Here is a 19,674-nt window from a genome sequence, read left to right as displayed (position 1 = left end):
GCGCGGGTCATGCACCCGTTGGGTGCCTGCCGGGTCCTCGGACGTCACACGTCGACGATAGCGATCGGATGCGCAACAGAAGTTGCGCAAGAACACGTGCGCACTTTAACGTGCTGACCGTGTCCAGTCTGCGAGCTCTCGCTGCCAACCGTGACTTCACGACGCTCTGGGTGGGCGAGACGGTCAGTGCGCTGGGCAGCCGGATGAGCATGTTCGTGTTCCCGCTGCTGGCCTACTCGCTCTCCGGGTCCGCGATCACCGCCGCACTGGTCGAGGGCAGTCACCTGCTGGGGCTGGTGGCTGCCCTGCTGCCCGCCGGTGCGCTGGCCGACCGGGTCGATCGACGGCGGCTGATGATCGGAGCGAGCGCCGCGGGCATGGTGCTCTACGGCTCACTGGCCCTGGCGGGCGCTCTCGGGCGGCTGACCGTGGTGCACCTGGCCGTCGTCGGGCTGCTGGCCGGTGTCGCGGCCGGGGTGTTCGGACCGGCCCAGATGTCGGCCATCCGGTCGGTGGTGACCACCGAGCAGCTGCCCGCGGCGCTCAGCCAGAACGAGGCACGCGAGCACGTGGCCGGGCTGCTCGGCGGACCCCTGGGTGGGGCGCTGTACGGCGCGGTGCGCTGGCTGCCCTTCGCCGTCGACACGCTGACCTACGCGGTGTCGTGCCTGATGCTGAGCCGGCTCCGCACCGACCTGTCCCCCGCACCGGCCGGCACCCGACCGCGTCGACGGCTGCGGGCGGAGGTCGCCGAGGGACTTCGCTTCGTCGTGGCCCGGCCCCTGTTCCGGGTGCTCATCGCGACGTCAGCGGCGTTCAACCTGGTGGTCAACGCGCTGTTCTTCGTGGTGCTGCTGCGCATGGTCCAGGCCGGGGCGCACCCCGTCGAGATCGGTCTGGTCAGCACCGCAGCCGGAGTCGGCGGGGTGCTCGGCGCCCTGGTCGCGCCCTGCCTCGTCGCCCGGGTCCCGACGGGTCGACTGACCGTGCTCATCGGCTGGAGCCTGACCCTGCCTGTGGTGCCGCTGATCTGGTGGGCCACACCGGCTGCGGCCGGGGCAGCGCTGTTCACGCTGCTGCTGCTCAACCCGGCCGGCAACGCCGGGATCGGCGCCTACCGGATCGCCGTGACGCCGGCCGACCTGCAGGGCCGGGTCGAGTCCGCATCCCAGGTGGCCGGGATGGTCGCCATCCCCCTCGCACCCCTGGTCGGCGGGCTGCTGCTGACCGGACTGGGCGGCGGCGGCGCCACCGCCGTGCTGGCGGGGGCCACGGCGATCGTCGCCCTGATGACCACCCTGAGCAGGTCAGTGCGCTCGGTGCCCCGCCCGGCAGAGTGGGTCACCGCAGACACCCCCGCCCACGCCAGCTGACCGTCCGCACGGCGACAGCAGCCGGTGGTCGGCTCGTCAGGTGTCGGCACTCCAGGCGGACAGCTCCACCTGCGCGCGGGTGCCGCGCCTCGGCCACGGGGCTCAGCCAGCCGGACCGTCTCGACGTCATCGGTCCCGCCTGCACGCTCCGGACACCCGACCCCGGCAGGGGGTGTCGGGGACGTGTCAGGCAGAGGTGACGGATCTGCGGGGAGCGGTGCCCCTCCCCGCAGATCGACCGGGAACCTGTCCGCCGTCCACAGGGACGCGGGCGCACCGAGCCCGCGCTCGGTGTGGTGCCCCGCCTCGACCGAGCGCGCCCGATTCGGCGGCCACCCCGTGGGGGACGGTGGGCTCGACGGCCGTGGGTGTTGGGACTGCCCGAGCTGCTGCGCCGACGATCACGACGCACAGGCTGGCGCAGAGCACGGTCAGTGCCCGGACCGTGCAGACGAACGAACCCAGGAGGACACCCCGGGGGGGGTGTCGGGGAAGTGTCAGGCAGAGGTGACAGATCTACGGGGGCTCCTCCACGCCGACCGGCTGCGCACCCGCCGTCGTCCACAGGCATCGAACGGGCCGGGCCCGTCGGCCGTAGCGTGCCGTGGATGCCCGAGGTCGACGTCTACGCCGCGCTCGCGCATCCCGTGCGGCGAGGCTTGCTCGAGCTGCTCGCCACCCGACCGCACACGGCCGGCGACCTGGCCGGACGGTTCCCCTGCAGCCGGACGGCCGTGGTGGAGCACCTGCGGGTGCTGCGCTGCGCCGGGCTCGTCGACGACGACCCGGTCGGCCGCAAACGGCTCTACCAGTTGCGCCCCGGACAGCTCGGCGAGGTGGCGCGCTGGGCAGGTCAGCTGGCCGGGATCGACGTGGGACGCACCGCGCCCACACGGCCGCCCGGTGATGCGCACGGCGACGCCGACCGGGCCGGCGTCACGGCCGAGCTGACCCTGGCAGCCGCACCTGCCGCGGTGTGGCGGGCGCTCACCGACCCCGTCGAGCTGGCCCGGTGGTGGATCACCAACGACGTCGCCGACCGGGTGGGGCACCGCTTCCACCTCGGCGCCGAACCGGGACGGACGCCGTGCGAGGTGATCGTGTGCGAGCCGCCGTCGCGGTTCGCCTTCCGGATGGAGCCGGGGTGGACGGTGGACTGGCGCCTGCAGCCGTCGGGGGCCGGCACCCGGCTGCTCCTGGCGCACGGCGGCTTCGACCTCCACCGCCCGGAGGACCGCACCACCTACATCGGGCTGGCCCAGTACTGGCAGCGGGCGCGGCTGCCACGCCTCGCCGCCCTCCTGGAGACGACCGGGCCCGGCCGGCACCCCACCGACGGTGAGCTGCGGGCCGGGCCCGGTCGGGACTAGTGCTGGACGGCCTGCTCCGCGCCGATGCCGGTCAGCGACCGGACCTCGAGCTCGGCGTACTTGCCGCGGTCCGGCTTCTCCTTGCTCAGCACGGTGCCCAGCCAGCCGAGGAAGAACGACAGCGGGATGGACACCAGGCCGGGGTTGTTCAGCGGGAACCAGCTGAAGTCGACGTCCTGGAGCAGGGACGGGCTCTTGCCGGTCGCGGCGTTCACCGGGGCCCCGGACACCACGGGCGAGAACAGGATCAGCACCAGGCAGGAGATCAGCCCGCCGTAGATCGACCACAGTGCCCCGCGGGTGGTGAACCGCTTCCAGAACAGCGTGTAGAGGATCGTCGGCAGGTTCGCCGACGCGGCGACGGCGAAGGCCAGCGCCACCAGGAACGCGATGTTCAGCCCCGCCTGCAGCGCCAGGATGCCCAGCCCGATGGCGACCGCGCCGATCACCACCGTGGTCAGCCGGGCCACCCTCACCTCGGCATCCGGGTTGACCTGGCCCTTCTTGAGCACCGACGCGTAGACGTCGTGCGCGAAGGACGCCGACGCGGTGATGGTCAGGCCGGCCACCACGGCCAGGATGGTGGCGAAGGCGATGCCGGCGATGATGCCCAGCAGGATCGTGCCGCCGAGCTCGAAGGCCAGCAGTGGCGCCGCGGAGTTCACCCCGCCGGGGGCCGCCGTGATCGCCTCCGGGCCGACGAGCGCGCCCGCGCCGTAGCCGATCACCAGGCTGAGCAGGTAGAAGCCGCCGATCAGCCAGATGGCCCAGACGACGGACTTCCGCGCGTCCTTGGCGGTGGGCACGGTGTAGAAGCGCATCAGCACGTGCGGCAGCCCGGCCGTGCCGAACACCAGGGCCAGCGAGAGCGACACGAAGTCCAGCTTGGTGATGCTGGTCGCGCCGTACTGCGCACCCGGGTCGACCACCTGGGCGCCGGCGTTGTCAGCCGCCCCGCCGATCAGCGCGGACAGGTTGAACCCGTACTCCGCCAGCACCCACACCGTCATCACGAACGCGCCGGCGATGAGCAGCGTGGCCTTGATGATCTGCACGTAGGTGGTGCCGCGCATGCCGCCGACCAGCACGTACACGATCATCAGCGCCCCGACCAGGACGACGATCAGCGCCTGCACGCCCTCACCGGTGACGCCCAGCAGCAGGGTCACCAGACCGCCGGCGCCCGCCATCTGCGCGAGCAGGTAGAAGAGGCTGACGGCCAGGGTGGAGATGGCCGCCGCGGTGCGGACCGGACCTTGCCGCATCCGGAAGGCCAGCACGTCCGCCATGGTGAACCGGGCGGTGTTGCGCAGCAGCTCGGCGACCAGCAGCAGCGCCACCAGCCACGCCACCAGGAAGCCGATCGAGTACAGGAAGCCGTCGTAGCCGTAGATCGCGATGGCCCCGGCGATGCCGAGGAACGAGGCGGCCGAGAGGTAGTCACCGGCGATCGCCAGACCGTTCTGGGTGCCGGGGATGTTGCGCCCGGCCGCGTAGTAGTCGGCCGCACTCTTGTTGTTGCGGCTGGCGCGGAAGGTGATGAACAGGGTGATCACCACGAAGACGCCGAAGATCGCGATGTTGACGGCCGGCTCGCCGATCGTCTCCGCCTCGGCGGCGGTCACCTGGTCAGCCACGGGTCGCACCGCCACGCGTCGCCGTGCCGTCGGCCGCGTACTCGTGGGCCTCGAGGCGCCCGCGCATCTCGTCGGCGATCGGGTCGGTGTTCCTCGCCGAGTGCCGCACGTAGAGCTGGGTGATGAGGAAGGTCGACGCGAACTGGCCGAGGCCGAAGAGAAGTCCGATGGTCACGTTGCCGAAGACCCGCGTGCTCATGAAGTCCGACGCGTACGTCGAGAGCAGCACGAAGGTCAGGTACCAGACCAGGAAGGCGATGGTCATCGGCACGGCGAAACTGCGGAACCTGCGGCGCAGCTCGGCGAACTCCGGGCTGTCCTGGGCCTGCTGGTACTCCTCCGGCGTCAGCAGCCGGCGTTCCTCCGGTCGGGTCACGCCTCACCTCACTGTGAGTGGTCCTACATGACGACCTCACAGTAAGTGGTACCGGTCACATACGCGTCACGGTGCACGGACGGGCAGGCGCGGGTCAGACCGGGACGAGCACCCCGTCGGCCGCCCCGGCCAGGGCGGCGTACCGGCCACCGGCCGCGAGCAGCTCGTCGTGCGTGCCCCGCTCGACGACGCGCCCGGCGTCCAGCACGGCGATGACGTCGGCGTACCGCACGGTGGACAGCCGGTGTGCGATCGTGATCGTCGTCCGGCCGGTGCGGGCCTCGTCGAGGGCGGCCTGCACGGCGCGCTCGGTCTCGTTGTCCAGCGCGCTGGTCGCCTCGTCCAGCACGAGCACCCGCGGGTCGCGCAGCAGGGTGCGGGCGATCGCCAGCCGCTGCTTCTCCCCGCCGGAGAACCGGTGCCCGCGGGCACCGACGACGGTGTCGTAGCCCAGCGGCAGCCGCATCACCACGTCGTGCACCTGGGCCCGCCGGGCGGCGTCCTCGATCTCGGCGTCGGTGGCCTCGGGCCGCGCGTAACGCAGGTTCTCCCGGATGGTGGTGTGCAGCAGGTAGGTCTCCTGGGAGACCACGCCGACCACCCGGGCGACGTCGGCCAGTGCCATGTCCCGCAGGTCGATCCCGTCGATCGTCACCCGGCCGGTGCTCGGGTCGGCGAGCCGGGACACCAGCGAGGCCAGCGTGGTCTTGCCCGACCCGGTCTCCCCCACCAGCGCCAGCGTGTGCCCGGCCGGCACGGTCAAGTCGACGTCGTCCAGCGCGGGCCGGGCGCCGCCGGGGTAGCTGAAGCCGACGTGCTGCCAGCGCACCTCGCCGCGCACGGCGTCCGGGTCGACGGGCACCGGGTGGGCCGGGTCGTCGATCTCGACGGGGAGGTCCTGGTACTCGAAGACCCGGCTGAACAGGGCCATCGAGGCCGTCAGCGCGACCCCGACGTCGAGCAGCCCGGTGAGCGGCCGGAACAGCGTGCCCTGCAGCGTGGTGAACGCGACCAGCGTGCCGATGGTCATGCCGCCCGAGGTCGCCGGCAGCCCGGCGAACAGGTAGACGACCGCCGGGATCGCGGCGAACACGATGCTCATCGTGGCCATCCGCCACCGGCCGGCCAGCTGCGAGCGCACCTCGAGGGCGACCAGCTCCGCCGACGTCGCGGCGAAGCGCTCGGACTGCAGCGGCCCGGCACCCAGCGTCTTGCCCAGCTGGACGCCGCTGATCGACAGGCCCTCCTCGATCTGGGTCTGCATGTCGGCCAGGTGCCGCTGCTGGCGGGCGGTGACCGCGCGGCGCAGCAGCGCGACCCGCCGGGTCAGCCAGATGGACGGCGGCAGCACCACGAGCGAGAGCAGCGAGAGCCGCCAGCTGAGCGCCGCCATCGCGATCACGGTGCCGACGACGGTCGTGGCGTTGGACGCCAGCGACGTCGCCGTGGACGTGACCACCGACTGCATGCCGCCGATGTCGTTGGTGAGCCGGGACTGCACCTCACCGCCCCGGGTGCGGGTGAAGAAGCCCAGCGACTGGCGCTGCAGGTGGGTGAACAGCGAGGTGCGCAGGCCGTGCATGATCTGCTGCCCGACCGTGGTGGAGATCCAGGTCTGCAGCACGCCGAGCACCGCGGTGACGGCGGCGACCGCGACCATGCCGGCCACCAGCCAGGCCAGCAGCGGCACGTCCTGCCGGGGCAGCGCGTCGTCGATGACCGCGCGGAGCAGGAACGGCGCGGCGAGGGCCACCGCCGAGGAGGCGACGATCAGGGCGACCACCGTCGCGATCGCCCACCGGTGCGGGGCGAACAGCCGCCCGACCCGGCGCAGCGAGACCGGGGACCGGTCCAGCTGGGCTCGGTCGGCCGGGTCCACCGTCCGCCTGCCGCCCATCGGGCCGCCGCCACCCGGCCGGCCACCCCGGGGCCGGTCGCCGCCCCGCTCGTTCGTCGTCACCGTGCTGTCTGCGATGGGTCCCACCGTCTCTCGTCCGTTGTGTTGAGGTTACCTCACGATGAGGCAACCACACGAGATCCGCTAGCATTCCGGCGTGGCCACCGACGAGACGACCCCGCTCGGCGACCTGCTCATGCGGGCGGCGCGCACGCTGCGCCGGCGGTCCAGCGAGCTGCTGGAGCCGTGGGACCTGTCCCCCCACCAGGCCCGCGCCCTGGGTGTGGTCTGCCGGCACGACGCGCCCCGGCTGGCCGAGCTGGCCGAGAGGCTGCGGATCGCGCCCCGTTCGGCCACCGAGGTCGTCGACGCGCTGCAGGCCCGCGGGCTGGTCGAGCGGGTGCCGGACGAGGCCGACCGGCGGGCGGTGCTCATCCGGCCGACGGCCGCCGGCCGTGCGGTGCGCGAGCAGGTCGACGCCGCGCGCGAGGCCGACTCGGAGACGGTGTTCGCCCGGCTGGACCCCACCGACCGGGCCACCCTCGCCCGGATCCTGCGCTCCCTGACCGAGGACTGACGCCCCCCTCGACTTTCTGTACAGAAAGCGCGGGACTTTCTGTACAGAGAGCAGGGGGGAGGTGGCCGGCGCAGCGGGGTGGAGGTGAGCGGGTGCTCACCTGTGGTCACCTGGACGCCCCCGGTCACAGAACTCGTCACCTGCAGGCAACGCCGGGGGAACCCAGGCGCGGTGGACTGGGTCATGGCCCTCTCCAGGACTGTCTCCGCCCTCCGGTCCCGCGGCACCGGTGAGGACGCCGCGGCCGCCACCGGCTGGTTCCCGGTGGCCCGGTCGGCGGACGTGACGACGCGCCCCGTGCCGGTCGGCGCCGGCGGCCGCGCCTACGTCGTGGTGCGCCTGCGGCCCGGCGGTGAGGTCACGGCCCTGTCCGCGCGCTGCCCGCACCGGCTGGTGCCGCTGGCCGCGGCGTCGGTGGTGGACGGCACGCTGCAGTGCCCCTACCACGGCTGGCGCTTCAACGCCGAGGGCCGCTGCGTCGACATCCCGTCGCTCGGGGCGGAGGGCACGCCCCCGCCCCGTGCCGACCTGTCGGCGCCCTGGGCCGTGGAGGAGCGGCACGGCTGGGTGTGGCTGGCCCCCGAGCGCACCACCGTGCAGCTGCCCCCGAAGCCCGCGTCCACCCCCCTGGTGGAGCCGGTGCCGCCCGCGCCGGCACCCGAGGGCCCGGTGTTCCACAACCTGCACCGCTCGCTGGACCACGCCTGGCACCCGGTGGCGCTGTCGAGCGAGCTGGTCGAGGGCGGCTGGCTGGCGGTCCGACTGCTCGGCCGGTCCTGGACGGTCCACCGCGGGCCCGAGGGCCTGACCACCGACCCGCCGGCCTGGAGCGTGGAGGAGCGCCTCGGAGTCATCTGGCTCGCTCCCGCCGAGCCGCACGGGCACCGACTCGAGGTGCCCGAGGACGGCGACCCGCGGTTCACCGCGGGCTGGCTGCCGCCGGCGCGCACCGCGGCACCGGCGGGCCTGCTGGCCGACAACTTCCTCGACGTCGCGCACTTCCCGTTCGTGCACGCCGCGACCTTCGGGGCCGCCGACGAGCGCGAGGTGCCGGCCTACGACGTGACCCCCGAGCCGGGCGGCTTCACCAGCGTGCAGGAGCAGTGGTTCGACAACCCGGCCGACCCCGGCGTGCTGGACGGCACCCGCCCGCTGCGCCAGCGCCGCCGGGCCACCTACGTCGTCCGGGCGCCGTTCCAGCTGCTCCTGCGCCTGGAGGAGCTGGACGCCGGGGCGGTGAAGACGATCCTGTTCCTGCTCCAGCCCGAGGACGCCGACTCCACCCGGGTCTACACCTGCATGCTGCTGCACGGCATCGGCGGCGCGGACGTGGTCGAACCCGACGTGCTGGCCGCCGAGCTCGCCTTCGAGGAGACGGTGCTGGCCGAGGACCTCGCCCTGCAGCAGAAGATGGACAGCATCGGCCTGCCGCTGACCCTGCGCGACGAGCTGCACGTGCGGGCCGACCGGCTCGGCGTCGCCCTGCGCCGCACCCTGGGCGACTTCGCCGCCGGCCGCGGCTGACCGACGGGCAGCCGACCCCCGAGGTGGTGGCACCGCCGCCCCCTGGTTATGCTCACAATGAGTCGAACCAGAGGGGGCTCCGATGAGCAGGCCACGCACCGCCGGACCGGCGATGAGGATCGACCGCTACGAGCTGACCATGCTGTCGTCGTTCGTCGAGGACGGGTCGGTCGGCAACCGGGCGGTGTTCGAGGCCTTCGCCCGCCGACTGCCGTCCGGTCGCCGCTACGGGGTGCTCGGCGGGCTCGGCCGGCTGCTGCCGCTGATCGAGGACTTCCGGTTCGACGCGGAGGAGACCGCCTGGCTGCTCGAGGTCGGCGCGATCACCCCGGCTACCGCCGACTACCTGCGCGACTTCCGGTTCACCGGCCGGATCAGCGCCTACCGGGAGGGCGAGACCTGGTTCCCGGGCTCCCCCGTGCTCACCGTCGAGGGCACGCTCGGTGAGGGCGTCGTCCTGGAGACGCTGGTGCTGTCGGTGCTCAACCACGACAGCGCGATCGCCTCGGCCGCGTCCAGGATGACCACGGCGGCGGCCGGGCGCCCGCTGATCGAGATGGGCAGCCGGCGCACGCACGAGGACGCCGCGATCTCCGTCGCCCGGGCCGCGTACGTCGCCGGGTTCGACTCCACGAGCAACCTGGCCGCCGGGTACCTGTACGGCATCCCGACCGTCGGCACCGCGGCGCACGCCTTCACCCTCGCCCACCACGACGAGAAGGAGGCCTTCAGCAGCCAGGTCGCCGCGCACGGCCCCGGCACCACGCTGCTGGTGGACACCTACGACATCGCCCGGGGCATCCGCACCGCCGTCGAGGTGGCCGGGCCCGAGCTCGGCGCGATCCGCATCGACAGCGGCGACCTCGACGTCGAGGCGCGCCGGGCCCGGGTGCTGCTCGACGAGCTGGGCGCCACACGCACCCGGATCACCGTCACCAGCGACCTGGACGAGTACGTGCTGGCCGCCCTGGCCCAGGCCCCGATCGACGGGTACGGCGTCGGCACCCGGGTGGCCACCGGCTCGGGCCACCCGACGGCCGGGATGGTCTACAAGCTGGTCGCCATCGCCGACAGCCCGGACGGCCCGCTGCGGCCGGTGGCCAAGAAGGCCGCGGGCAAGGTCAGCGCCGGCGGCCGGAAGACCGCCTACCGGGTCCACGACGAGCACGGCACCGCCGTGACGGAGGGGTTCGTCCTCGGCGACGCCGGGGAACTGCCCGGCCGACCGCTGCAGCTCGTGGTGGCCGAGGCGGGGCGCACCCTGCACAACCCGACGCTGCGGCAGGTGCGCGAGCACCACGCCGCGGCGGTCGCCGCACTGCCCGCCGAGGCGCGCCTGCTCACCGACGGCGGACCCGCCCTGACCGCCACCGAAGCCCGAGACGGAGAACTGACATGACCGCTCCCCAGCCCCGCGTCCTGCTCGTCGTCGACGTCCAGAACGACTTCGTCGAGGGCGGCAGCCTGGCCGTCGACGGTGGCCTGGCCGTCGCCGCCGCGATCACCGGGCACCTGCGCAGCCACCCGGACCGCTACGCCGCGGTGGTCGCCTCCCGCGACTGGCACGAGGCGCACGGCACCAACGGCGGCCACTTCGCCGAGCCCGGGACCGACCCCGACTACGCGGCGACCTGGCCGGTGCACTGCCTCGCCGAGGACGCCGGGTCCGACTACGCCCCCGGCCTGGACACCTCGCTGCTGACCCACCACGTGCGCAAGGGGCAGGGCCGGCCCGCGTACTCGCTGTTCGAGGGCAGCACCGACGACGGCGGCACCGTCGCCGACCTGGTGCGCTCGCTGGGTGCCGGTGCGGTCGACGTGGTCGGGATCGCCACCGACCACTGCGTGCGCGCCACCGCCCTCGACGCCCGCGCGGCGGGCCTGGACACCCGGGTGCTCGTCGACCTCACCGCCGGGGTGGCCCCCGACAGCACCGCCCGGGCGCTCACCGAGATGGCGGCTGCCGGCGTCGACGTGGCGAGGAGCGCGTGAGCACCGCCGACCGGCCCGGCGAGGCCGAGTGGCTGGCCGGCTACCGGCCCGGCGACCACGACCGGCCGTCGCTGACCGTCGACCTCGCCGTGTTCACCATCCGCGACGGCGCCTTCTCGGTGCTGCTGGTGGAACGGGGCGAGCACCCCTACCGCGGCCACTGGGCGCTGCCCGGCGGCTTCGTCGGCATCGAGGAGGACATCGAGGCCGCGGCCTGGCGGGAGCTCGCGGAGGAGACCGGCGTCGCCCGGTTCGACGGGCACCTGGAGCAGCTGCGCACCTACGGCGCCCCCGGCCGCGACCCGCGGATGCGGGTCGTGTCCGTCGCCCACGTCGCCATCGCCCCGGACCTGCCCGACCCGCGGGCGGGCTCGGACGCCGCAGCGGCCCGGTGGTGGCCGGTCGAGGACCTCGGCCTGGACGGCGGGGACCCGGACGCACCACCATTGGCCTTCGACCACGCGACGGTGCTGACCGACGCCGTCGAGCGGGTGCGCGCCAAGCTGGAGTACACCAGCCTGGCGCTGGAGTTCCTGCGCGAGCCGTTCAGCCTCGGCGACGTGCGGCGCATCTACCGGGCGGTCTGGGGCCGGGCGCCGGCGCTGGGGCACTTCCGACGCAAGGTGCTGTCCACGCCGGGCTTCGTGGTGGAGACCCACCAGGTGAGCAGCTCCCCCGCCAGCGACCACGGCGGCCGGCCCCCGCTGCTGTTCCGCCGGGGCACCGCCACCCAGCTGCACCCGGCCCTGCTGCGACCCACCGGGACCGACGAGGAGTGACGCTACGGGCGTCCCGTCACCACCCCGAAGAGCTTGCGTCACGGCGGCCACCACGCCGCGTCGGCGGGAGCCCGGCGGACGACCTGCCGGACACCTGCCCGCCATGTCCCGTCCACCAGGACGTCGCCGACCTGGGCGTTCACCCGATGGACTGAACGCACTGTCCGCCGTCCGGGTGAGCCGCGGATCACCCTCTCCACATGCTTCCTGTGTTCCCGCCCAGTGACTCCTCGGAGCCGACTGGCCGCTCACCTGCACGTTGTCGCCGGTGAGATGCCCACTCTCGGGGTCTCACCTGCATACCTTCCACGCATCACGGAGCACGGCAGCCTGTTGTGCACGACCAACAGCTCGGTGTCGCGTCGTCGGCGCGTCCGTGACCACGTCGGTCGTCCTCCCGCCCACGGGGGCGGACCAGGGAAGGAACGTCCATGCACAGCACCAACCGGATCACGAGGCCCGGGGTCAGTCGCCCGACTGCCCTCATCGCCGCAGGTGGCCTGCTCGCCGGCTCCGCCGTCCTCGGGCTCATGCCCACGGCGGCCAACGCCTCCAGCCACCGCGAGGCACCGCTCATCGCCGCCGACCCGGCCGTGGACAACACCGACGTCTACGCGTTCTCCAGCCCGGAGAACCCGGACAACGTCACCTTCGTCGCCAACTGGCAGCCGTTCGAGGAGCCCAACGGTGGCCCGAACTTCTACCCCTGGTCCGACGACGCCGAGTACCTGATCAACATCGACAACGACGGCGACGCCAAGGCGAACATCGTCTACCGCTGGCGCTTCACCACCGAGGACCTGCGCGGCACCGACACGTTCCTGTACAACAACGGCCCGGTCACCTCGCTGGACGACGAGAACCTGCTGTTCCGGCAGACCTTCGTGCTCGACGTCAGCTACGACGGCGGCGCCACCTACGGCAGCCCGCTCAGCCAGGGCCCCGTCGCCCCGTCCTACACCGGCCCGGCCAGCATGGGCTCCGCGCAGGACTACGTGGACAACCTGCGCACGCCGGCCATCACCGGCATCGGCAAGGACGGCGCGGAGGGCAAGACCATCGCCACCCAGGCCGAGGACTCGTTCTTCCTGGACCTGCGCGTCTTCGACCTGCTGTACGGCGGCGACCTGTCCGAGACCGGTCAGGACACCCTCGCCGGCTACAACGTGAACACCATCGCCCTCGAGGTGCCGAAGGCCGACGTCGCCGTCGACGACGACCCGACGGCCAACCCGGTCATCGGCATCTGGAGCACCACCACCCGCCCGACGCTGCGCAACGCCGACGGCACCGCCGCCGAGGGCTCCGGCTACACGCAGGTGTCCCGCCTGGGCCAGCCGCTGGTCAACGAGGTCGTCGTCCCGACCGGCCTGAAGGACGCGTTCAACTCGATCGACCCGTCGGTGGACGCGACCATCCCGGCCGTCGTCGACCGCGTGCTGCAGCCTGAGGTGCCCGCGCTGATCGAGGGCATCTACGGCGTCCCGGCCCCGGCCGGCCCGCGCTACGACCTGCTCGAGGTGTTCCTCACCGGCGTGGTCAGCACCGAGGTGCTCGACGTCGACGGCGACCCGGCCACGAAGAACCCGATCGACGTGGACCTGAACTCGCAGGCGCTGAACGCCGGCGCCGACATGACGACGTTCATGCCCTCGGAGATGCTGCGGCTCAACATGTCGATCACCGGCCCGACCGGGCTCGACGGCACGCCGCTGCACGAGGCCAGCCGCCTCGGCGTCGTCGGCGGTGACATCCAGGGCTTCCCGAACGGCCGCCGCCTGGGCGACGACGTGCTGGACATCGAGCTGCTCGCACTCGAGGGCATCTACGACGTCTCGAACGTCCCGGCCGACCGGCAGGGCGCCTTCGACGCCCTCAAGGGCGGGGACGGCGTGGACACCAACGACGCCGACTTCGGCGACACGTTCCCCTACGTGGCGGCCCCCGCCACCGAGGCCGTCAACCAGGTGAACGTCGACAACGCCGGTGACCCCAGTGAGGCGGCCTCCGACAGCGGCAGCTCCACCGTCGCCGCCGGTGGCCCGGGCAGCGACGGCACGTCAGCCGGCTCGTGGCTGGTGAGCCGGGAGACCCTCGTCCCGGCCGTGACCGGCTCGGCCGCCGTCCTGCTCGTCGGGGCCGGCGTCATGTCGCTGGTGCGTCGCCGCTCCACCGACGACGGGTCCGTGGTCTGATCCACGACAGCGTGGTCCTGGCGGTTCGACCCGCCGGGTGAGCACACCGGTCATGGGGTGCGGCGTCACGCCGCACCCCATGACCGTGCCCGCCCTCGGCCACCGAGCCCGCCGCACGGAACCCGCCCCGCCCCCGGACCCAGCCACCCCGGACCCAGCCCCTGGAGACCCGTGACCATGCGCCGCCGGACCGCGATCGCCGCCGTGCTGGCCGGCGCACTGCTCCTGGTCGTCTCGGTCGGTGGCTGGTACACCGTGGTCCACGACGGGCAGGCCACCACCGCCGACGCCCCGGTCGCCCCCGCGGCCGACGCCGTCGACCCGCTCACCGCCGCCATCACCGCCGCCCAGCAGCGCCTGGACGAGGTGCCCGGCGACTGGGTCACCTGGGCCCAGCTCGGGTCGGCCTACGTCGAGCAGGCCCGGATCAGCGCCGACCCGTCGTACTACGAGCTCGCCGACGGTGCGCTCGCCCAGTCGCTCACCCTGCGCCCGGACGGCAACGACGCCGCGCTGACCGGGCAGGGCGCCCTGGCCAACGCCCGGCACGACTTCGGCGCCGCAGCCGACCTGGCCACCCGGGCCCTGGAGATCAACTCCTACAGCGCGACCGCCTGGGGCGTCCTGACCGACGCCCGTACCCAGCTCGGTGACCTGACCGGCGCCGGCGAGGCCGTGCAGCGGATGGTCGAGCTGCGTCCCGGCGTCGCCTCGTTCACCCGCGTCTCCTACGACGCCGAGCTCCGCGGCGACCTGCCCGGCGCCCGCGCCGCCCTGGAACAGGCCCTCGCGATCGCCCAGGACGGCGGCGACGAGGCCTACTGCCGCACGTACCTCGCAGCGCTGGCGTTCTCCACCGGCGACCTCGACGGCGCCGCCGAGCAGGTCACCGCCGGGCTGCGCACCGCGCCCACCTCACCGGAGCTGTTGCTGGTCCAGGCCCGGGTGGACGCCGCCCGCGGTGACACCGACGCCGCGCTCGCCGGCTTCCGGTCGGTCGTCGACGCCCGCCCGCTGCCCGAGCACCTGGTCGAGTACGGGGAGTACCTGGAGAGCCTGGGCCGCCTGGACGAGGCGCGCCAGCAATACGCCCTGGTCACCACCGTGCAGCAGCTGTTCGCCGGCAACGGCGTCACCGACGACCTGTCCACCGCGCTGTTCGCCGCCGACCACGGCGACCCGGCGGCCGCGGTGGCCGCGGCGACCACGGAGTACGGGCGCCGGCAGAACACCGACTCGCAGAACGCGCTCGCCTGGGCGCTGCACGCCGCCGGCCGGGACGCCGAGGCGCTGCCGCTGGCCCAGCAGTCGACCTCGACCGGCCGGGAGAGCGCCCTGTTCCTCTACCACCGCGGGACCATCGAGGCCGCGCTCGGCATGACCGCCGAGGCGCGCGCCTCGCTGGGCCGGGCACTGGACGTGAACCCGTACTTCTCCCCGCTGCACGCACCGCGCGCCCAGGCGCTGCTCGACTCCCTCGGCGGCCGGCCGTGAGGGGCTGCCGGGTCGTCGCCGTCGCCCTGGGGGCCGGCGTCCTCGCGCTGGCCGCGCCCGGCACCGCGCAGGCCCACCCGCTGGGCAACTTCACCGTCAACCACGCCGACCACCTGCAGTTCTCCCCCGACCGGGTCGACCTGACCGCCGTCCTCGACCGGGCGGAGATCCCCACCGCGCAGGCACTGCAGTCCATCGCACCCGACGGCACCCCGACGGCGGAGCAGCTGGACGCCGCCGCCACCACCGAGTGCGCGGCCCTCACCGCGGCCGTGCGGGTGCAGGTGGACGGCGCCGACGTGCGCTGGGAGTCCGACGGCGCCCAGCTGGAGAGCATCCCCGGCGCCGCCGGGCTGCCGACGCTGCGGCTCACCTGCACCGCCCACGGCGACGCGGCGCTCGACGGCCCGGCCTCGGTCAGCGTCAGTGACGACTACCTGGCCGACCGGGTGGGCTGGCGGGAGATGACCGCCGACGGCGACGGCGTCCGGCTCGTCGACTCCCCCGTGCCGGTCGAGAGCAGCACCGACCAGCTGCGCAGCTACCCGGTCGACCTGCTGGCCTCCCCGCTGGACGTGCGCTCGTTCAGCGTGGCGACCGAGCCGGGCACCAACACCGGCGGCGCGGCCTCAGTGTCCACCGCCTCCGGCGACCCGTTCAGCAACGCCGTCGCCGCGCTGGACCGCCGGCTCGAGGACCTGATCGGCGACCGCGAGCTGACCCCGCTGGTGGGCACCCTCGCGGTGCTGCTGGCCGTGCTGCTGGGCTGCGGGCACGCCCTGCTGCCCGGCCACGGCAAGACGGTCATGGCCGCCTACCTCGCCGGCCGGGACGGTCGACCGCGCGACGCGGTGACCGTCGGGGCGACCGTCACCGCCACGCACACCGCCGGCGTGCTGGCCCTCGGGCTGGCCATCTCCGCGTCGAGCTCGCTGGCCGGCGACCAGGTGATCCGCTGGCTCGGCGTGGTGAGCGGGCTGCTCGTGGCCGGCATCGGCGTCGCCATGCTCCGCGGCGCCGTCCCGCGGTGGCTGGCCGGCCACGGCTCTGCCGCCTCCCCGCCCGCCGTGCAGGAGCCCGCCCTCGCCGCCGCCACGGCGCACCCGGCCGTCGTGCACGGGAGCGCGGGTGGTGGTGTCGCCACCGCCCCAGTCGTCGACCACCCGCACGAACGGCCATTCCCGCGAAAAGGGCCACGGGACCACGACCACGACCACGACCACGACCACCCACACGAACGGCCACTTTCGCGAAAAGGGCCATGGGACCACGACCACCCGCACCCGCACCCGCACCCGCACCCGCACGACCACGACCACGACCACGACCACCCGCATGGCGACCGCGGGCACGACCACGGCGACCACGAGCACCACTCACACGACCACGGGCACCACGACCACGCGCACCACGACCACGCGCACCACGACCACGGGCACGGGCACGGGGGCTGGTGGTCCGGCGGTCACAGCCACGGGCCGGGCGGGCACACGCACGGGCCGGGTACCGCCACCCTCGGCCGCGGCGGGCTGGTCGGCATGGGCATCGCGGGCGGGCTGGTGCCCAGCCCCTCGGCGCTGATCGTGCTGCTCGGCTCGATCGGCCTGGGCCGCACCGTCTTCGGCGTGCTGCTGGTGCTCGCCTACGGCCTGGGCATGGCCGGCACGCTGACCGCCGTCGGCCTGTTGCTGGTGCGCCTGCGGGGGCGGCTGCAGCAGCGTGCCGAGGCCTGGGGCCGCCGCGGCCTGCTGCCCCGGCTGGCCCGCGCCCTGCCGGTGCTCACCGCGTCCCTGGTGCTGCTGGTCGGTCTCACCCTCGCCGTCCGCGGGGTCCTGCTCGGCTGAGCGCGTGGCCTGCCGCAGCCCACGGCCGGCCACGCACCCGGCGAGCCGTCAGTAGGTGAAGGCGGCGACCGACCCGCGCAGCTCGCCGGCCATCCGGCTCAGCTCGTCGACGGCCTCCCGGGTGTGGGTGAGCGCCTGGGTGGTCGACGTCGCGGCGGCGCTGACACCGGTGATGTTCAGCGCGATCTCCCCCGCGCCCGAGGCGGCCTCGGCCACCGAGCGGCTCATCTCCTGCGTGGTCGCCGTCTGCTCCTCCACGGCGCTGGCGATGGTCAACTGGTAGTCGTTGATCGACCCGATGATCTCCGAGATCCGGCCGATCGCCTCCGCCGCACCCGTCGTGTCCCCCTGGATCGCCACCACCCGACGCGAGATCTCCTCCGTCGCCCGCGCCGTCTCCTGCGCCAACTCCTTCACCTCGTTGGCCACCACCGCGAACCCCTTGCCCATCTCCCCCGCCCGCGCCGCCTCGATCGTCGCGTTCAACGCCAGCAGGTTCGTCTGCTCCGCGATCGAGGTGATCAGCTTGACCACGTCCCCGATCTCCCGGCTCGACTCCCCCAGCTTCAGCACGGTGGTGTTCGTCGTCGACGCCTCGGACACCGCGGTCGAGGCCACCCGGGCCGCCTCGTTGGCGTTGTGCGAGATCTCCCGGATGGAGGCGCCCATCTGGTCGGCGCCGGCCGCCACGGTGCCCACGTTGCGGGACACCTCGTCCGCCGCGGCGGCCACCACCGCCGACTGGGCGGAGGTCTCCTCGGCCGACGTGGAGATCTGCGCGGACGCCGCGGACAGCCCCTCCGACGCCGTGGCCACCTGCTCGGCCGAGCGGACCACGGAGGTCATCAGCGCCCGCAGTGCCTGCTGGGCCTCGTCCAGGGCGCCGGCCGTGCGCCCCACCTCGTCCCGGGAGGAGATGCCCGCGGCCACGGTGAGGTCGCCGGCCGACATCGCGTGCAGGGAGTCCTGCAGCCGCCGCATCGGCGGGACCAGCGACCGCCACGTCGCGAGCAGCAGGGGCCCCAGCACGAGCAGGCACACCAGCACGGTCAGCCAGCTGACCCGCTCCCCGGTGCTCACCGCCTCGTCCTGGACCGCCTGGGCGGCCGCGACCGCCACCTGCAGCGTCTCCTTCGCCGCGTCGACCACGCCGTCGGTGCGCTCGTCCGCGGCCTGGATGTCGGTCCAGGTCGCCACCGCGGCCGGGCGGTCGCGGGCGGCCAGGGCCACGTAGTCGGTGATGGTGGTCGAGAACTGCCGCAGGGTCGAGGTCAGCTCGTCCCGGTCCGCGGCGCCCTCGCCGGTCAGCGGCAGCGCGTCCAGCTGGGTCAGGAACGCCTCCAGGCTGGCCGCGTCCTCGGTCGCCTCGGCGACCACGGCGGCGGTGTCGGGGCGGACCAGGACGCCGTAGGCGTCGATGAGCATCTCCGCGGAGCGGGTGTCGGCCTGCAGCACGAGCTCGTTGGAGGCGTGCGTGCTCGACAGCGAGGCCCCGGCGTCGACGACCCGGCCGTTGCTCACGATCTGGGAGGCGAGCACGCCCCCGACCGCCAGCCCGATGCCGGCCGCCAGCACCCCGATCTTGGCCGACAGGGAGCGGTCGGCGAACCAGCCCGAGCGACCCGCCGGACGGTCGGCGACGACCGGTCCGACGGGAGGACGGCGGTGGGCGGCGGTCATGGGGATCAGCTCCAGATGAGGGGTGCACGTCGGGGGCGACCTGGTCTCGGGCAACCGAGGGCGTGTGCACCTATCGGCACGCAGAGGTGGCTCTTGCTCCGAGCGCGGTGACACCAGGGGCCCGCGTACCACCGGCCCCACCCGTACCGGCTCGCCGCCGCACCTGCCCGGTTGTCACCATGGGCCGGTGACCTCGGACGACGACACCCGCCCGGCAGGCGCCGACCTCGGCTCGTTGACGGTGCGCACCTTCGACGCGGTGCTGTTCGACATGGACGGCACGCTGATCGACTCCATGCCCGGCGCGCTGCGGGCGTGGGCCGACTGGGCGGCCGAGCACCACGTCGACCCGGCCCGGATGACCGGCCTGGGCGGGCTGCCGGCGGTGCGGATCATCAGCGAGCTGCTGCCGGCCGACCAGGTCGACGCCGGGGTGCGGCGCATCGCCGAGCTGGAGACCGCGATGGCGGCCGCGGGCATCGAGCTGCTGCCCGGCACCGCCGAGACGCTGGCCACGCTGCCCGGCGACCGGGTCGCGATCGTCACCTCCTGCACCCGCGAGCTGCTGGCCTCCCGGCTCGCGGGTTCGGGCCTGGCCGCGCCGGCCGAGATCGTCACCGTGGACGACGTCGCCCGCGGCAAGCCGCACCCGGACCCGTTCCTGCTGGCCGCCGAGCGGCTCGGCGCCGACCCGCGCCGCTGCCTGGTCGTGGAGGACGCACCCGCGGGGCTCGCCGCGGGCCGGGCCGCCGGGTGCGCCACCCTCGCCGTCGGCGCCACCCACCCCCGGCACGAGCTGGACGCCGACGGCCACGCCCCCGACCTCTCGCACGTGGTGTTCCACGTCCGACCGGACGGCATCTCGATCGGGCCGCGCTGACCGGCCTCCTCCCCGGGTCGCAGACCACGTCACCCCGGGGGACGACGACAGCCGCA

Annotated in this window: 15 protein-coding genes; 11 read left to right on the top strand and 4 right to left on the bottom strand. The window is 74.0% G+C overall.

Features of this window, described 5'->3' with window-relative positions:
- The first annotated feature begins 119 nt into the window (after nucleotides 1-119).
- Both G1H19_RS18810 and G1H19_RS18805 read left to right on the top strand, forming a co-directional pair.
- A complete protein-coding gene (locus G1H19_RS18810; RefSeq protein ID WP_162392866.1) occupies nucleotides 120-1,373 on the top strand; it encodes an MFS transporter in 1,254 nt (417 codons plus the stop codon).
- 608 nt (nucleotides 1,374-1,981) lie between these two features.
- Nucleotides 1,982-2,743: a metalloregulator ArsR/SmtB family transcription factor gene (locus tag G1H19_RS18805; protein WP_152729222.1), complete on the top strand. Its 762-nt coding sequence runs from the start codon at nucleotides 1,982-1,984 to the stop codon at nucleotides 2,741-2,743.
- Here the strand turns inward: G1H19_RS18805 and G1H19_RS18800 are convergent.
- The 3 genes from G1H19_RS18800 to G1H19_RS18790 form a co-directional block, all read right to left on the bottom strand.
- Nucleotides 2,740-4,380 carry a solute symporter family protein gene (locus G1H19_RS18800; protein WP_162392865.1) on the bottom strand — a complete coding sequence of 547 codons (1,641 nt, stop codon included), beginning with the start codon at nucleotides 4,378-4,380 and terminating at the stop codon, nucleotides 2,740-2,742. The two genes, G1H19_RS18805 and G1H19_RS18800, sit on opposite strands and share 4 nt — an antisense overlap.
- A complete protein-coding gene (locus G1H19_RS18795; RefSeq protein WP_162392864.1) occupies nucleotides 4,373-4,756 on the bottom strand; it encodes a DUF485 domain-containing protein in 384 nt (127 codons plus the stop codon). Before G1H19_RS18795 ends, G1H19_RS18800 begins: the two co-directional genes overlap by 8 nt.
- A gap of 94 nt (nucleotides 4,757-4,850) precedes the next feature.
- A complete protein-coding gene (locus G1H19_RS18790) occupies nucleotides 4,851-6,740 on the bottom strand; it encodes an ABC transporter ATP-binding protein (protein WP_235928087.1) in 1,890 nt (629 codons plus the stop codon).
- A 70-nt stretch (nucleotides 6,741-6,810) separates the two neighbouring features.
- Here G1H19_RS18790 and G1H19_RS18785 point away from each other — a divergent pair, with 70 nt between their 5' ends.
- The 8 genes from G1H19_RS18785 (at nucleotide 6,811) to G1H19_RS18750 (ending at nucleotide 17,058) form a co-directional block, all read left to right on the top strand.
- The gene (locus tag G1H19_RS18785) at nucleotides 6,811-7,230 is read left to right on the top strand and encodes a MarR family winged helix-turn-helix transcriptional regulator (RefSeq protein ID WP_235928086.1); all 420 of its coding nucleotides are present in this window, start codon (nucleotides 6,811-6,813) and stop codon (nucleotides 7,228-7,230) included.
- A gap of 183 nt (nucleotides 7,231-7,413) precedes the next feature.
- Nucleotides 7,414-8,754, top strand: coding sequence for a Rieske 2Fe-2S domain-containing protein (locus G1H19_RS18780; protein WP_152729220.1), 1,341 nt, complete (start codon nucleotides 7,414-7,416; stop codon nucleotides 8,752-8,754).
- Between the two features lie 82 nt (nucleotides 8,755-8,836).
- Nucleotides 8,837-10,153: a nicotinate phosphoribosyltransferase gene (locus G1H19_RS18775; RefSeq protein ID WP_152729218.1), complete on the top strand. Its 1,317-nt coding sequence runs from the start codon at nucleotides 8,837-8,839 to the stop codon at nucleotides 10,151-10,153.
- Nucleotides 10,150-10,746, top strand: a complete 597-nt coding sequence (locus tag G1H19_RS18770) for an isochorismatase family protein (protein ID WP_152729216.1) — start codon at nucleotides 10,150-10,152, stop codon at nucleotides 10,744-10,746. The genes G1H19_RS18775 and G1H19_RS18770 overlap by 4 nt, the downstream gene beginning before the upstream one ends.
- Complete coding sequence (locus G1H19_RS18765) at nucleotides 10,743-11,525, top strand: NUDIX hydrolase (RefSeq protein WP_162392863.1); 783 nt, start codon at nucleotides 10,743-10,745, stop codon at nucleotides 11,523-11,525. The genes G1H19_RS18770 and G1H19_RS18765 overlap by 4 nt, the downstream gene beginning before the upstream one ends.
- Nucleotides 11,526-11,956: 431 nt before the next feature.
- Nucleotides 11,957-13,720: a DUF4331 domain-containing protein gene (locus G1H19_RS18760; protein ID WP_152729214.1), complete on the top strand. Its 1,764-nt coding sequence runs from the start codon at nucleotides 11,957-11,959 to the stop codon at nucleotides 13,718-13,720.
- A gap of 177 nt (nucleotides 13,721-13,897) precedes the next feature.
- Nucleotides 13,898-15,214 (top strand): tetratricopeptide repeat protein, encoded by a 1,317-nt coding sequence (locus tag G1H19_RS18755; RefSeq protein WP_193616489.1) that lies wholly within the window; start codon nucleotides 13,898-13,900, stop codon nucleotides 15,212-15,214.
- The gene (locus tag G1H19_RS18750; protein ID WP_174278132.1) at nucleotides 15,211-17,058 is read left to right on the top strand and encodes a hypothetical protein; all 1,848 of its coding nucleotides are present in this window, start codon (nucleotides 15,211-15,213) and stop codon (nucleotides 17,056-17,058) included. Before G1H19_RS18755 ends, G1H19_RS18750 begins: the two co-directional genes overlap by 4 nt.
- A 48-nt stretch (nucleotides 17,059-17,106) precedes the next feature.
- Here the strand turns inward: G1H19_RS18750 and G1H19_RS18745 are convergent, their stop codons facing one another.
- Nucleotides 17,107-18,738, bottom strand: coding sequence for a methyl-accepting chemotaxis protein (locus tag G1H19_RS18745; protein WP_152729210.1), 1,632 nt, complete (start codon nucleotides 18,736-18,738; stop codon nucleotides 17,107-17,109).
- Nucleotides 18,739-18,925: 187 nt separating this feature from the next.
- Here G1H19_RS18745 and G1H19_RS18740 point away from each other — a divergent pair, with 187 nt between their 5' ends.
- Entirely contained in the window at nucleotides 18,926-19,618 is a 693-nt protein-coding gene (locus tag G1H19_RS18740; protein WP_235928085.1) for an HAD family hydrolase, read from the top strand.
- The last annotated feature ends 56 nt before the right edge of the window (nucleotides 19,619-19,674 follow it).

The sequence above is a fragment of the Goekera deserti genome, assembly GCF_010685995.1.
Lineage (GTDB): Bacteria > Actinomycetota > Actinomycetes > Mycobacteriales > Geodermatophilaceae > Goekera > Goekera deserti.
This window is presented reverse-complemented; position numbering and strand designations above follow the sequence as displayed.

Bases quoted from the DNA above. Each gene is read 5' to 3' on its own strand.
- G1H19_RS18770 (WP_152729216.1), top strand. From the start codon at position 10,150: ATGACCGCTCCCCAGCCCCGCGTCCTGCTCGTCGTCGACGTCCAGAAC.
- G1H19_RS18775 (WP_152729218.1), top strand. From the start codon at position 8,837: ATGAGCAGGCCACGCACCGCCGGACCGGCGATGAGGATCGACCGCTAC.
- G1H19_RS18780 (WP_152729220.1), top strand. From the start codon at position 7,414: ATGGCCCTCTCCAGGACTGTCTCCGCCCTCCGGTCCCGCGGCACCGGT.
- G1H19_RS18745 (WP_152729210.1), bottom strand. From the start codon at position 18,738: ATGACCGCCGCCCACCGCCGTCCTCCCGTCGGACCGGTCGTCGCCGAC.
- G1H19_RS18805 (WP_152729222.1), top strand. From the start codon at position 1,982: ATGCCCGAGGTCGACGTCTACGCCGCGCTCGCGCATCCCGTGCGGCGA.
- G1H19_RS18760 (WP_152729214.1), top strand. From the start codon at position 11,957: ATGCACAGCACCAACCGGATCACGAGGCCCGGGGTCAGTCGCCCGACT.
- G1H19_RS18755 (WP_193616489.1), top strand. From the start codon at position 13,898: ATGCGCCGCCGGACCGCGATCGCCGCCGTGCTGGCCGGCGCACTGCTC.